Origin of the sequence: Solirubrobacter phytolaccae, from assembly GCF_027587195.1 — a bacterium.
Lineage (GTDB): Bacteria > Actinomycetota > Thermoleophilia > Solirubrobacterales > Solirubrobacteraceae > Solirubrobacter > Solirubrobacter phytolaccae.
In genome coordinates, this window is the sequence record NZ_JAPDDP010000121.1 from 1 (window position 1) to 13,141 (window position 13,141).

At 70.4% G+C, this 13,141-nt stretch carries 12 protein-coding genes; 8 read left to right on the forward strand and 4 right to left on the reverse strand.

The window, feature by feature from the left end; all coding sequences use genetic code 11:
* Positions 1-69: 69 nt before the first annotated feature.
* Positions 70-747, forward strand: a complete 678-nt coding sequence (locus OJ997_RS34830; protein ID WP_270030050.1) for a ComF family protein — start codon at positions 70-72, stop codon at positions 745-747.
* Between the two features lie 529 nt (positions 748-1,276).
* Here the strand turns inward: OJ997_RS34830 and OJ997_RS38000 are convergent.
* Positions 1,277-2,521, reverse strand: a complete 1,245-nt coding sequence (locus OJ997_RS38000) for an EAL and HDOD domain-containing protein (RefSeq protein WP_270030051.1) — start codon at positions 2,519-2,521, stop codon at positions 1,277-1,279.
* Between the two features lie 79 nt (positions 2,522-2,600).
* On the opposite strand from OJ997_RS38000, the gene hpf reads away from it, so the two are divergent.
* The 4 genes from hpf to purU all read left to right on the forward strand — a co-directional run bounded on the left by hpf (position 2,601) and on the right by purU (position 7,763).
* Positions 2,601-2,969, forward strand: coding sequence for a ribosome hibernation-promoting factor, HPF/YfiA family (hpf, locus tag OJ997_RS34840; protein WP_270030052.1), 369 nt, complete (start codon positions 2,601-2,603; stop codon positions 2,967-2,969).
* Between the two features lie 45 nt (positions 2,970-3,014).
* On the forward strand, positions 3,015-5,870 hold the full coding sequence (gene secA / locus OJ997_RS34845) for a preprotein translocase subunit SecA (protein WP_270030053.1): 2,856 nt from the start codon (positions 3,015-3,017) through the stop codon (positions 5,868-5,870).
* A gap of 166 nt (positions 5,871-6,036) precedes the next feature.
* Positions 6,037-6,942, forward strand: a complete 906-nt coding sequence (locus OJ997_RS34850) for a LysR family transcriptional regulator (protein ID WP_270030054.1) — start codon at positions 6,037-6,039, stop codon at positions 6,940-6,942.
* Positions 6,939-7,763 carry a formyltetrahydrofolate deformylase gene (purU, locus tag OJ997_RS34855; protein WP_270030055.1) on the forward strand — a complete coding sequence of 275 codons (825 nt, stop codon included), beginning with the start codon at positions 6,939-6,941 and terminating at the stop codon, positions 7,761-7,763. Before OJ997_RS34850 ends, purU begins: the two co-directional genes overlap by 4 nt.
* Here purU and OJ997_RS34860 read toward each other — a convergent pair.
* Positions 7,760-9,196 carry a phospholipase D-like domain-containing protein gene (locus OJ997_RS34860; protein ID WP_270030056.1) on the reverse strand — a complete coding sequence of 479 codons (1,437 nt, stop codon included), beginning with the start codon at positions 9,194-9,196 and terminating at the stop codon, positions 7,760-7,762. The two genes, purU and OJ997_RS34860, sit on opposite strands and share 4 nt — an antisense overlap.
* A gap of 32 nt (positions 9,197-9,228) precedes the next feature.
* Between OJ997_RS34860 and prfB the strand changes: the two genes are divergently transcribed.
* The 3 genes from prfB (at position 9,229) to nadA (ending at position 12,169) form a co-directional block, all read left to right on the forward strand.
* Positions 9,229-10,336 (forward strand): peptide chain release factor 2 gene (prfB, locus tag OJ997_RS34865; RefSeq protein ID WP_270030057.1). Its coding sequence is split into 2 segments (ribosomal slippage): positions 9,229-9,303 and positions 9,305-10,336, totalling 1,107 coding nucleotides; the frame shifts between segments, so codons are not numbered across the junction.
* 34 nt (positions 10,337-10,370) lie between these two features.
* A complete protein-coding gene (gene nadC, locus OJ997_RS34870; protein ID WP_270030058.1) occupies positions 10,371-11,195 on the forward strand; it encodes a carboxylating nicotinate-nucleotide diphosphorylase in 825 nt (274 codons plus the stop codon).
* A gap of 20 nt (positions 11,196-11,215) precedes the next feature.
* A complete protein-coding gene (gene nadA / locus OJ997_RS34875; protein ID WP_270030059.1) occupies positions 11,216-12,169 on the forward strand; it encodes a quinolinate synthase NadA in 954 nt (317 codons plus the stop codon).
* Here nadA and OJ997_RS34880 read toward each other — a convergent pair.
* Positions 12,166-12,795 (reverse strand): hypothetical protein, encoded by a 630-nt coding sequence (locus tag OJ997_RS34880; protein WP_270030060.1) that lies wholly within the window; start codon positions 12,793-12,795, stop codon positions 12,166-12,168. The genes nadA and OJ997_RS34880 overlap by 4 nt on opposite strands.
* A gap of 36 nt (positions 12,796-12,831) precedes the next feature.
* Positions 12,832-13,141 (reverse strand): hypothetical protein (locus OJ997_RS34885; protein ID WP_270030061.1); only part of this gene is annotated, 310 nt, incomplete at its 5' end.

Here is a 13,141-nt window from a genome sequence, read left to right on the forward strand (position 1 = left end):
TTATCAAGGTCACCGACAACGGCCCGTACTGCGCGCCCGTGCCGCCGATGCCTGTGCCGCCCCTGAATCGTGCGTGCGCTGGCTGAGCTGATCGCCGCGGTCGCTCCGCCCGCCTGTCCGGCGTGCCGGCGCGCGCTGACGCGCGTGGACGAGCGCCTGTGCCGGGCGTGCACGATGGCGCTGCCGTGGTTGCGTCCCGGGTGCCCACGCTGCGGCCTGCCGCATCACCGCGGCGACGGCTGTCCCGCGGCGGCCGCGGCGTTCTCGCGCGCGTGGGCGCCGCTCGCGTACGAGGGCGTCGCCCGGCGTCTGGTCGCGGCCCTGAAGTTCCGCGCCGCGCTGCCCGTCGCGGACGTGATGGCGGCGCACATGGCCGCGCACCTCCCGGCCGCGTTGCGCGACCCGGCCGCGGCGCTGGTTCCCGTGCCCGCCCAGCGCGCGAGACGCCGTGCGCGCGGGTTCGACCCGGCCGGCGTGCTGACCGCCGCGCTCGCGCGGCGCCTGGATCGACCGGTCGCGGCGTGCCTCGTGCGCGAGGACCGCGCGGCGCGCCAGGTCGGCACGGGGCGCGTGGGGCGCCGCGAGGAGGGACGGCTCTCCGTGCGCGTACGCGGCTCGCCGCCGTCGCTCGTGCTCCTCGTGGACGACGTCCACACGACAGGCGCGACTTTGGACGCGTGCGCTCGCGCGTTGGTGGCCGCTGACGTGCGCGTGCTGGCCGTCGTGTCGTATGCGCGGACGCTGTAGGGGTGCGCGGTCGAGCGGTAACGGCGAGCACACCGTCGGGCCGCGTGTCAAGCAACTCGCGCTGCGCGGCGAGCCGCTTGACACGCGGCGGCCGGCGCGCTCTTGTGCGGGTGAGCGGCTGCGCCGGGGTGCGCCCGGGCGCGGGCCGCGCGCTCGTCCCTGGGGTGATCCGTCAGTTAACGCCCGTATAGGGGGTCAAGTGACGGATGACGGGAGCGCTCCGTCAGTTGGGGCCCTAGGGGGCCGAAAGTGACGGATGACGTGGGAATGGCGTGGTGGCCCGTGTGCGCGGGCGCTCTCCGGCGCAGCCGGCTCATCGGGACGTCAGCGCAGCGGCGCCGGGTCTGTCAAGCCCGACCCGAAGGGCGGCGAAGCCGTCGCGTAGCGATCGCCTTGACAGGCCCGGTGTCGCGGAGCTACCCGAACACGGCCCCGCACCCCGAGCTGGTGCGAGCGGCACGCCACGGCGATGGCGCGCGGCGGCGATGGCGCGCGGCGGCGACGGGGCGCGGCGGCGCGGCGCTGCGCGCTACGCGATCGCGCGGCTGGTTTCGTCCGCCCACTCCAAAGCGGCGCGGTAGGCGCCGGCCAGGGTGGGGCGGGTGTCGTTCACGGGCAGCGTCGGGAACTCGCCGCGCTCGTAGGCGGTCACGGCGGCGAGCAGCTCGCCCTTGGGGCCTTCGCGCCGCAGGAGGGCGGCCTGGAGCTCCTCGGTGAAGGGGAGCGTCTCGAGCACGTCGGCCATGGGCATGTCGAGGAGGGCGTCGGCGACGGAGAAGAGTCCGATCGTGAACATCATCTCGCGCTCTTCGCTCGTGGTGCCGCCGGCGAGGATCTCGCACATGTGCGCGCGGCGCAGGCCGAGGGAGACGAGCTCGTCGGGGACGTCCGGGATCGAGGCCAGGACCATCACGGTTGTCCAGCGGCGCACGGTGCGCACGCCGAGCAGGGACAGTGCCTCGTGGACGGAGGAAACGTTTCGCGGCAGCGAGAAGAAGGCGCTGTTGACGTAGCGGAGCAGCTTGAGCGAGAGGCCGACGTCGGAGGAGATGATGCGCTCGAGGTCCTCGAACGACACCTCGCCACTCGTTAGCTCGTTCAGGCGGCGCAGGGAGCCCAGGCCGGCGGTCGCGACGCCGCGGTGCTTGAAGGTCCGCGGCTGGGCGAAGTACTCGCCCTGGAAGTAGGTGAAGCCGAGCTCCTGGCAGCGCAGGAACGCGGCGTGGTCGCCGACCTCGGTGGCGACGAGCAGCGCGCCCTGCATCTTGGGCACGCGCAGCACGCGGGGCAGCTCCGCGGCGGAGATCTTGGAGATGTCGACGCGCACGATCGAGCACAGCGACATGAGCTCCTCGACGTTCTGGCCGAGGTCGCCCTCCCACTCGTCGAGCGCGATCGTGTAGCCCGAGCGGGACAGCCGCTGCAGGATCTGCAAGAGGTCGTCGCGCGCGTGGTAGGCCTTGATCTGCAGCACGGCGCGGTCGGGGCGCACCGGCGGCGGGCCGATCTCGACGAGGAAGTTACGCGCGATCGTCACCCACGCGGGGTGGCGGCCGGCGAGCGTCTCGAGACCGATGTCACCGAAGGCCTCGACGAGCAGGGCCGAGGTGGCCTTCGCGTCCATTGCCGGGTCGCCCAGGTCGATCGAGCCCCCGAAGCGCAGCTCGTAGCCGACGACGATGTTGCGCGCGTCGGCGATCGGATGACGGACGACCGCTACTTCCTTGGGGCCTGAGCGTCCAGAAGCGGGATCGGCTGGGACAGAGATGGCCACAAGCTACTGAATCGGCCGCGTGAGCTCCCGGCTTGAGGGGGTATGGTTCACAAATAGTTGACCCCGACAGAGGAGTCCCATGCAGATCGACGTTAAGGGACGCAACCTTCAGGTCACCGACGAGATCAGGGAGTACGCCGAGCAGCGCTTCGCGAAGATCGCGAAGCAGGTGTCCGAACTGGCCGAGTTGGAGCTCGAGGTAGCCGACGAAAACGTCCCCGGCGACCCGATCGCAGCCGACGTGGTGCTGCGACTCAAGGGCACGGAGCTGCGAGCGAAGGAGGTCTCCAAGGACCCGAAGCACGCGATCAACCTCGTCGCGGACAACTTGGAGCGCCAGGTCAAGCGCCACCGTGACAAACGGCGTGGCCGGCGCGAGTCGAGGGCGGCGGCGGAGGAGATCCGCAGCACCCCGGCGGCCCTCGAGGAAGCGCCCGGGACCTTGTAAACGGCACCCCAGCCGCAGGGCGCGCGACCGCTACGCTAGGTAGCTATGTCCATCCTCGAGCGCGCCCTCCGGCTGGGCGAAGCGAAGCAGTTCAAGGCCTACCAGAAGCGTGTTGAACGCATCAATCAGTGGGAGGCGGAGCTCGAGCTGCTCGAGGACGACGAGCTCAAGGAGCAGTTCACGGAGCTGCGTGAGCGCGTGCAGGAGGAAGGGCTTTCTCTCGAGGAGGCCCTTCCCGAGGCCTTTGCGCTGACCCGCGAGGTCGGCAAGCGCCGGATGAGCATGCGCCACTTCGACGTGCAGCTCATCGGCGGGATGGTCCTCAACGACGGCTCGATCGCCGAGATGCGCACGGGCGAGGGCAAGACCCTCACCGGCACGCTTGCCGTCGTCGCCAACGCGCTCGCGGGCAAGGGCGTCCACGTCGTCACGGTCAACGACTACCTGGCGAGCCGTGACGCGAACTGGATGCGGCCGATCTATGAAGGCCTCGGCCTGACCATCGGCATCCTTCAGAACAACCAGCCCTACGACGAGAAGCGCGCGGCCTACGCGTGCGACATCACGTATGGCACGAACTCCGAGTTCGGCTTCGACTACCTGCGCGACAACATGGCCACGACGCTGGAGGAGAAGGTCCAGCACGGCGGCCGCATCACCGAGGACGGCAAGCCGCTCGCGATGCATCACTTCGCGATCGTGGACGAGGTCGACAACATCCTCATCGACGAGGCGCGCACGCCGCTGATCATCTCGGGCGCGCCCGAGCAGGCCGCGGACCTCTACGAGAAGTTCGCGAAGCTCGCCCCGATGATGGAGCCGGGCAAGAAGCCCGAGGGCATGGACCCGAAGGCGAAGAAGGACTTCCTCGCCGACTACGACTACGAGTTCGACGAGAAGCACAAGACGGTCGCCGTCTCCGAGCGCGGCGTGGAGAAGGCCGAGAAGTTCCTGGGCATCGACCACCTGTACCGCGCCGAGAACGGCACGCTGGTCAACCACCTGCACCAGTCGCTGAAGGCCGAGTCGCTCTACAAGAAGGACGTCGACTACGCCGTCGTGGACGGCGAGGTCAAGATCATCGACGAGTTCACCGGCCGCATCCTGGACGGCCGACGCTGGTCGGAGGGCCTGCACCAGGCCGTCGAGGCCAAGGAGGGTGTGCGCGTCCGCGAGGAGAACCAGACGCTCGCGACCGTCACGCTCCAGAACTACTTCCGCATGTACGACAAGCTCGCGGGCATGTCGGGCACTGCCCTGACGGAAGCCACCGAGTTCATGAAGATCTACAAGGTCGGCGTGGTGGAGATCCCCACGAACCGGCCGATGGTCCGCAAGGATCAGAACGACCAGATCTACAAGACGCAGGAAGGCAAGTGGCGCGCGGTCGCGCGCGAGATCCAGACCCGCCACGACAACGGCCAGCCGGTCCTCGTCGGCACGATCTCGGTCGAGGTCTCCGAGCTGCTCTCCGCGCGTCTGCGCAAGGTCGGCGTGCCGCACACGGTGCTCAACGCCAAGCCGGAGTTCGCGGCCCGCGAGGGCGAGACGATCGCCGAGGCCGGCCGCCCTGGCGCCGTCACGATCGCCACCAACATGGCCGGCCGCGGCGTGGACATCAAGCTCGGCGGCAACGCGGAGCACATGACGCAGATCGAGCTCAACAAGCTCGGCCTCAAGCCCGGCGACCCGGACTACGACGATCGCTTCGCCGACATCCTCCCGAAGATCGAGGAGCGCGTGGAGGCCGACCGGATCGCGGTCGAGGAAGCCGGCGGCCTCTACATCATCGGCACCGAGCGTCATGAGTCGCGCCGGATCGACAACCAGCTCCGCGGCCGCGCCGGCCGCCAGGGAGACCCGGGCGAGTCGCGCTTCTTCCTCTCCGCGCAGGACGACCTCGTGCGGCTGTTCGCCGGCGACCGGATCTACAAGATCCTGGACCGCCTCGGCCCGAAGGGCGACGACGGCGAGGAAGAGCCGATCGAGGCGAAGATGCTCACGAAGCAGATCGAGGGCGCCCAGCGCAAGGTCGAGGAGCAGAACTACCTCATCCGCAAGCGCGTCCTCGAGTACGACGACGTCATGAACCAGCAGCGCGAGGTCGTCTACAAGTACCGCGACGAGGTGCTCGAGGGCCGCGACATGAGCGCGGTCGCGCGCGAGCAGATCGAGGCCGTGATCGGTCGCTCCGTCGACGAGTACACGCCGGGCGACTTCGTGGACGACTGGGACCTGGACGAGCTCTGGGTCCAGCTCGAGCAGATCTACCACGTGGACTTCGCCGCGAACGAGATCGACCGCTCGCAGACGGACCGCGACCAGCTCAAGCGGCTGCTCGTGGACGACGCGATGGGGCTCTACGACGAGCGCGAGGAAGAGCTCGGCGAGGAGCTCATGCGCGCGCTCGAGCGCTACCTGGTGCTGCAGATCATCGATCAGCGCTGGCGTGAGCACCTCTACGACATGGACTACCTGCGCGAGGGCATCCACCTCCGCGGGTTCGCGCAGATCGAGCCGCTGGTGGCCTACAAGAACGAGGCCTTCACGCTCTTCGAGGACCTGATGAACTCGATCTGGTCCGACTTCGCGCGGATGATCTACAACGTCCAAGTCGAGGTGCAGGCCCAGAACGGCGACGGCGCCCCTCAGGGCGAGGGGCAGCCGGTGCAGGAGTTCGCGCCGCCGCCGCAGATGACGAGCGGCATGGGCGCCCTCGCCTACTCAGGCGGGACGATCGAGGACCAGCCGACCGCCTACGGCGAGCCGGGCGAGCCGCCCGCCGAGGAGGCGCCGCCGGTCGTCGCGCAGCGCCGCGTCGATGAGCACGAGACGATCGGTCGCAATGACCCGTGCTGGTGCGGGTCGGGCAAGAAGTTCAAGAAGTGCCACGGCGCCTGAACGGGCCCCGTCGCTTGCGCGGCTGACGCACCGGGTCGGTCGCGCGCGCTCCCTGCAGGCTGTGTCGCATGAGCCGTTCCACGTTGATCGGATACATGCCGTTCAGCGTGGTCCGCTCGGGGCATAACTTCAAATACTCGTTTCGCTGAGCCTATAAGCTCTGCGAATGGACCCACGGCGCGTGCTGACGTTCCGTGCGGTCGCGCACGAGCGGTCGTTCAGTGCCGCGGCGCGCGCGCTGTCGCTCACGCAGCCGGCCGTGTCGCAGCAGGTAGCGGCGCTGGAGAGGGAGCTCGGCGCGCGGCTGCTGGATCGCGAGCACGCCATGGCCCTCACACCCGCGGGCGAGGTCCTGCTCGCGCACGCCGACGCGATCGCGGAGCGGTTCGCGCTGGCGGAGCGGCAGCTGGCCGAGCTGGCGGTGCCGCCGCGGCTGCGGATCGGCGCGTTCCCGAGTGCACTCGCGGCGCTGGTGCCGCGGGCGGTCGCGCGGCTCGGGGCCGCGGCCGGCGAGCCGCCCTCCGCCCGCGCGGCCGGCGCGCTCGGCGAGGTCATCCTCGAGGAAGGCACCACTCCCGAGCTCGCCGACCGGGTCGGCCGCGGCGAGCTGCACCTCGCGCTCGGCTTCCAGGACGCGACGCTCGAGCGCCGCGAGCACGACGGCGTCGAGCGCCGCGACCTGCTGCAGGAGACGTTCCTGGTCGCGCTCCCGCCCGGTCACCGGCTCGCGGCCCTGGACGCCATTCCGCTCACCGCGCTCGCCGAGGAGCGCTGGATCGCGCCGAGCGGCAACAACCTGATCGCGCGCGCCTGCGCGGCCGCGGGCTTCGAGATGCAGCTGTCGATGGTGTCCCGCGACCCGCTCGCCAACCGCGGCGTGATCGCGGCCGGGCTGGCGGTCACGCTCGTCCCGCGGCTCGGCGCCGACGGCTTCCACGGGCTCGAGCTGCGCCCGATCGAGGGCGAAGGCCCGCGCCGTGACGTGTACGCGCTGCTCCCGCGCGGCGGCCGGCATCCCCAGGCCGAGGACGCGTGGGACGCGCTGGTGGAAGTAGCCTCCGCCTTCGGATGAACGGCCGCCTCCTGATCACCTGCCACGACCGCCACGGCATTGTCGCCGCGGTCGCGGGCTTCCTCGCCGACTCCGGCGCGAACATCATCAGCTCCGACCAGCACTCGACCGACCCGGAGGGCGGCGAGTTCTTCATGCGGATGGAGTTCAACCTCGACCAGGGCGACCTGTCCTCGCTGGGGCGCGCGTTCCAGCAGGAGGTCGCGGAGCGCTTCGACATGCGCTGGCGCCTCGCCGACGGCGGCGCGCCGAAGCGCATGGCCGTCCTGGTGAGCAAGGAGGACCACTGCCTCGTCGACCTGCTGTGGCGCCACCGCCGCGGTGAGCTCGACGCGACGATCCCGCTGGTCGCCTCCAACCACCCGGACTGGGCGAACGACGTCGCCGGCTTCGGGATCGCCTACCACCACGTGCCGTTCCCGAACGAGCCCGAGCTGATCGAGCTGCTGAAGGGCACCTGCGACCTCGTCGTGCTCGCCCGTTACATGCGCATCCTGAGCGGCGACTTCCTCGCGCAGCTCGGCGTGCCGATCATCAACATCCACCACTCGTTCCTGCCGGCCTTCGCGGGCGCGAACCCGTACCAGCGCGCTTACGAGCGCGGCGTGAAGATCATCGGCGCGACCGCGCACTACGTGACCGAGGAGCTCGACGCGGGCCCGATCATCGAGCAGGACGTCGCCCGCGTCTCCCACCGCGAGCACTCGGAGACGATGGTGCGGTTGGGCCGCGACATCGAGCGCACCGTGCTCGCACGCGCCGTCAAGGCGCACCTGGACGACCGCGTGCTCGTCTACGGCAACCGCACCGTCGTCTTCTAACCGTCTACGACCAGCGCGTCCAAAGGCCCGAGCAGGCGCCGGGAGCGGCGCGAGACGCCCGGCAGCTCGACCAGGTGGTGGGTGAGCGGCGCGCCCGCGCGTTGGCGCTCGAGCTGCTCGGAGGCGATCGGGTGCCAGGCCTCGTCGACGAGCCGCGTCGCGTCGCCCGACGCGTCGTCGCGCTCGAGGTGCTCCGCCCACAACGTCTCGCGCGTGGCGCGGGCGAGGGCCGGGTCGCAGGTGACGACGTCGACCTCGGTGTCGTTGAACAGCGAGTGCTCGTTGAGGTTCGCGCTGCCGATCGCGAGCCACTCGTCGTCGACGATGCCGATCTTCGCGTGCACGTAGAGCGGGCCCGACTGCTCGCCTGAGCGGGACATGATCGTCGCGGCCAGGAACTGCTTGCGGCCATCGTCGGCCTCGACGAGCCGGGCGAGCATGCCGCGCGTGTCGTCCTGGCCGTTGTTGGCCTTGTGCGGGAGCAGGACGACGACGCGGAAGTCCGGCGACGGCGGGGTGCGCAGCTTGGTCTCGAGGATGTGGACGATCTCGGGCGACCACAGGAACTGGTTCTCGAGGTAGATCAGGCGCTGGGCGGACCGCAGCGCGCGGATGTAGGTCTCCAGCACGGAGAACTCGCCGCGCGGGAGGACCTTGTAGGCGCCCTCGGGGACGGTGCGCGTGAACTGGACGGCGGTGTCGCCGGCGGCCTCGAGCTCGGTCGGCAGCTCGAGCGCCTCGTCGGCCGTCGCCTCCCAGCGCATCGCGAAGTGCGCGGCGACGTCGCGCACGATCGGGCCGCGGAGCATCGCGGACGCGTCGTGCCAGCCGATCCCGTCGTGCTTGAAGGCGTGCTCGTTGGTGTCGTAGCGGTCACCGGCGAGCGTGGTGAGGTCGATCCCGCCGACGAACGCGAGCTCGTCGTCGACGATCACGAGCTTCTCGTGGTGGCAGTGCATCAGCCGGGTGCAGGCGTCCAGCTGGCACTGGATCTTCGTGCCGGCCACGAGCCGCTCACGCGCGGCCTTCACAGCGCCGCGGCGGGGCTGGAAGACCGGCACTGGCGCGCCCGCCCACACGATCACGCGCACAGGCACGCGCTCGGCCACCTCAGCCAGCAGCTCCTTCACCGGCGAGGCCTTGCGCGGGCCTGGATCGAAGTCCGGCTCCAGGTGCCACGAGCACACGTGGACGTGGCGCTGGGCGCCCTGGATCGCCTCGGCCATCCGCGGCAGCGCGTTCGCGCCGTCGATCAGGACCTCCATGGCGTTGCCGAAGCGCGGCGGCGCGGCCGTCTCGGCCCAGAGGCCTTCAGTGGCGGGCGCGAGCGCTTTCAGCTGCCCGTGGCGGCGCAGTCGCCGCATGTGGTGGTGGATCATCGCGTGCTCGATCCCGCCCCCGACGGCGGCGTCGACCCGATCGAGTGCTCTCATTGGACTCCCCGTACCCGCTACTGTCATCGCCCATGGCCTCCGATCAGAGCACCCCCCAGCGCCTGGCCACTGTCCGCGAGCAGATGTCCCTGCTCTCGGACTATCTTTGACCCCGCTCAGATGCAGGAGCGTCTGAGCGCGCTCGAAGAGGAGATGGGGTCCGCGGGCTTCTGGGACAACCCGGACCACGCGGGCAAGGTCGGCGCCGAGCACACGCGCACGCAGCGCCGGCTCGAGAACTTCACGAAGCTGCAGGCTGACGCGGAGGACCTCGAAGGCCTCGCCGAGCTGGCGGAGGAGGACGAGGAGATCGCCGCGGAGCTCGAGGGCGCGATCGCGTCCGTCGAGTCACGCCTGAGCGCCCTCGAGGAGCAGCGCCTGTTCACCGGCGACTACGACGCCGGCGACGCGCTCGTCACCGTCAACGCGGGTGCGGGCGGCACCGACGCCCAGGACTGGGCCGAGATGGTGCTCCGGATGGAGATGCGCTGGGCCGACGCGCGCGGCTTCAAGACCGAGCTGCTGGAGGCGAGCGCGGGTGAAGAGGCGGGCATCAAGTCCGCGACCTTCCGCGTCTCCGGCGACAACGCGTACGGCCTCTACAGCGCCGAGAAGGGCGTGCACCGGCTCGTCCGGCTCTCCCCGTTCGACTCGGCGAACCGCCGCCAGACGTCCTTCGCGGGCGTCGAGGTCGCGCCGGTCGTCGAGGAGGCCGGGGACGTCCAGATCGACGACGACGACCTGCAGGTCGACACCTACCGCGCGTCCGGCGCCGGCGGCCAGCACGTCAACAAGACCGACTCGGCCGTGCGCATCACGCACCGGCCCTCAGGTATCGTCGTGCAGTGCCAGAACGAGCGCTCGCAGTCCGCGAACCGCGCGACCGCGATGGCGATGCTGCGCTCGAAGCTGATCGAGCGCCAGGAGGCCGAGCGCCAGGCGGAGATCGCCAAGGCCCGCGGCGAGACGCTGGACGTGAACTTCGGCTCGCAGATCCGCTCCTACGTCCTGCACCCGTACACGATGGTCAAGGACCACCGGACGGACTTCGAGGTCGGCAACGCCAGCGGCGTGCTGGACGGCGATCTCGACGGCTTCGCGCGCTCCTGGCTCGAAGCCAACGCGAAGACCCGCGCCTAAAGAGCTTTAGGTCACGCCGACTATAATCGTCGGCGTGACGACTGAGCTGATCGAGCGTGCGCTGGCCGAGGACGTCGGCGACGGTGATGTGACGACGCTGGCGACGGTCGAAGCGGGCGCTCGGGCGCGCGCGACGATCACGCAGAAGGCGCCCGGGGTGATCTCCGGGCTGGACGTCGCCGAGGCGGTGTTCCGGGAGGTCGACCCGGCGGTGGAGATCGAGCGGCTCGGGCCCGAGGGCGTGTGGCGAGAGGGTGGACCCGTGCTGCAGGTGACCGGCTCCGCGCGTGGGCTCCTCACCGCCGAGCGGACCGCGCTGAACTTCCTCGGCCGGCTGTCGGGCGTGGCGACCGCGACGGCGTACGTCGTGCGCTCGCTGCCCGCAGGGTCGGCGAAGATCCTCGACACGCGCAAGACGACGCCCGGGATGCGGCTGCTCGAGAAGCGCGCCGTCGTCCACGGCGGTGGGGTCAACCACCGCGTCGGGCTGTTCGACTTCATCCTCATCAAGGAGAACCACTCCGCGTCGGCCGGCGGCGTGGGGGAGGCGGTGCGGCGGGCGCGGGCCGCGCGGCCGGAACTCCCGCTGGCGGTCGAGGTGCGCGACGCGGCCGAGATCGACGAGGCCTTGGACGCCGGCGCGCCGCGGCTCCTGCTCGACAACATGAGCCCGGACCAGGTGCGTGCGGCGGTCGCTCAGGTGGGCGGTCGCGCGGAGCTCGAGGTGTCCGGGGGTGTGGACTCGCGCACAGTTTTGGTCTACGCGACTATTAGTGGTGTAGACTACGTCTCGATCGGTGCCCTGACCCACTCCGCACCGGTCCTCGATCTGTCGCTGATCTTGGAGACCGTCCAGTGAACCTGCTCACCCTTGAATCCGTGCCGGCCCTCCAGGCTGAGGTACGCGCGCTCGCTGAAGAGCGCGGCGCCGTGATCCTCGCGCACAACTACCAGCTGCCCGAGGTCCAGGACGTTGCCGACTTCGTGGGCGACTCGCTCGCGCTGTCGCAGCAGGCGGCGAAGACCGAAGCGGACGTGATCGCGTTCTGCGGCGTGCACTTCATGGCCGAGACGGCGTCCGTGCTGTCTCCGCACAAGACCGTGCTGCTGCCGGACCTGGACGCGGGCTGCTCGCTCGCGGACTCGATCACGGCGGAGCAGCTGCGGGCATGGAAGGCCAAGCATCCCGGTGCGCTGGTCGTGATGTACGTGAACACGACGGCCGAGGTGAAGGCCGAGACCGACTACTGCGTCACGTCGTCGAACGCGGTGCAGGTCGTCGAGCACATCTACCGCGAGCACGGTGAGGACACCGAGATCCTCTTCGGCCCGGACATGTTCCTGGGCGCGTACGTGGAGAAGCAGGTCGGGCGCAAGATGCACGTCTGGGACGGCGAGTGCCACGTGCACGCGGGCATCCGGCCGTCGGACATCTCGGCGATGCGGGAGTCGCACCCGGGCGCGGACTTCCTCGTGCACCCGGAGTGCGGGTGCTCGACGAGCGTCATGGAGTACGTCGCGGCCGGCGACGTGGACGCCGAGGGCGTCCACATGCTGTCGACCGGCGGGATGATGACGTGGGCCGCTCAGGCGCCCGCGGGCGCCACGGCGATCATGGCCACGGAGACCGGGATGCTGCACCCGCTCCAGATGGCCCGGCCGGACATCGACTTCGTCGCCGCCAACGAGCAGGCGGCGTGCCGCTTCATGAAGATGATCACGCTGCCGAAGCTGCGGGACACGCTCCGTGACGGGTCCGGCGTCGTGAAGGTGCCCGAGGCGATCGCGCTGCGCGCGCGGCTGCCGATCGAGCGGATGGTCGCGATAGGCTAGGCGATGACGTACTCGACGAGGTAGTCGTCCTCGAGCTCGGCGCTCTGGAGGACGACGCCCTTGTCGAGGTCGTCGTCGTCGCAGGAAGCGGTGTCGGCGGTGTCGTCGCCGAAGTCCTCGTCGTCGCCCTCGTCCTGGAAGAACGCGCCGAAGCCCTCGTCCTCGGTGACGTCGACCGAGCCGTCGTCGAGCGACGAGTCGTCGGCGGTCTCGTCCTCGGCCAGGGCGGGCGTGCACTCGGTGTCGAGCGTGGCCGTGACCTTCTTGCCGGTCGCGAACTCGCGGATCGTGATCGTCTCGCCGTCGAAGGCGGTGATCACGCCGGCGTGCTCGGCGCCGTCCTTGACGCGGTCGCCGTCGGTGTCGGCCTTGCGCGGGTTGTTGCCGGACGTGACCTCGTCACCGTCGTTGAGGCCGTCCTTGTCGCTGTCGGCCTTGCGCGGGTCCGTGCCGAGCTTGAACTCCTTGAGGTTCTTGAGCCCGTCCTTGTCGGCGTCCTTGCTCTTCCACGTGCCCTTGAGGTGGTACTTCGTGGCGAAGGCATCGACCTTCGTCTTCGCGGAGGCGGTGCCGGCCGGCACGAGGATGAGCAGGGCAGCGAGGGCGAGGGGAGCGAGCTTGCGCATGATCCGGTCATCGACCGGACAGGCCAAGAACTGGAATCAGGAGTCGTCGTCGTGGCCGCCATGGCCACTCGAGCCTGAGCCGGACGAGCCCGAGCCGGGGCCGGAGTTGTCCGAGCCGGACCCGGAGTTCGCCGAGCCCGGCCCGGAGTTGTCCGTTCGGGGCTCGTCGTAGGTGTGCGCGGTCTCGGTCGGCGCGGCGGTGGCGACGGCCGTCGCGGTCGCGCTGGACGTGGGCTCGGGCGGTGGCGAGGCCGTCGCGGTCGGCTCGCGGCGCGGGGTGGCGGTCGGCTCGGCCCGACGCGTGGCCGGGGGCGGCGTCGGCGTGGCGGTCGTGCGCGGGCGCGAG

Bases quoted from the DNA above. Each gene is read 5' to 3' on its own strand.
- purU (WP_270030055.1), top strand. From the start codon at position 6,939: ATGAACGGCCGCCTCCTGATCACCTGCCACGACCGCCACGGCATTGTC.
- OJ997_RS34860 (WP_270030056.1), bottom strand. From the start codon at position 9,196: ATGAGAGCACTCGATCGGGTCGACGCCGCCGTCGGGGGCGGGATCGAG.
- secA (WP_270030053.1), top strand. From the start codon at position 3,015: ATGTCCATCCTCGAGCGCGCCCTCCGGCTGGGCGAAGCGAAGCAGTTC.
- hpf (WP_270030052.1), top strand. From the start codon at position 2,601: ATGCAGATCGACGTTAAGGGACGCAACCTTCAGGTCACCGACGAGATC.
- OJ997_RS34850 (WP_270030054.1), top strand. From the start codon at position 6,037: ATGGACCCACGGCGCGTGCTGACGTTCCGTGCGGTCGCGCACGAGCGG.
- OJ997_RS34880 (WP_270030060.1), bottom strand. From the start codon at position 12,795: ATGCGCAAGCTCGCTCCCCTCGCCCTCGCTGCCCTGCTCATCCTCGTG.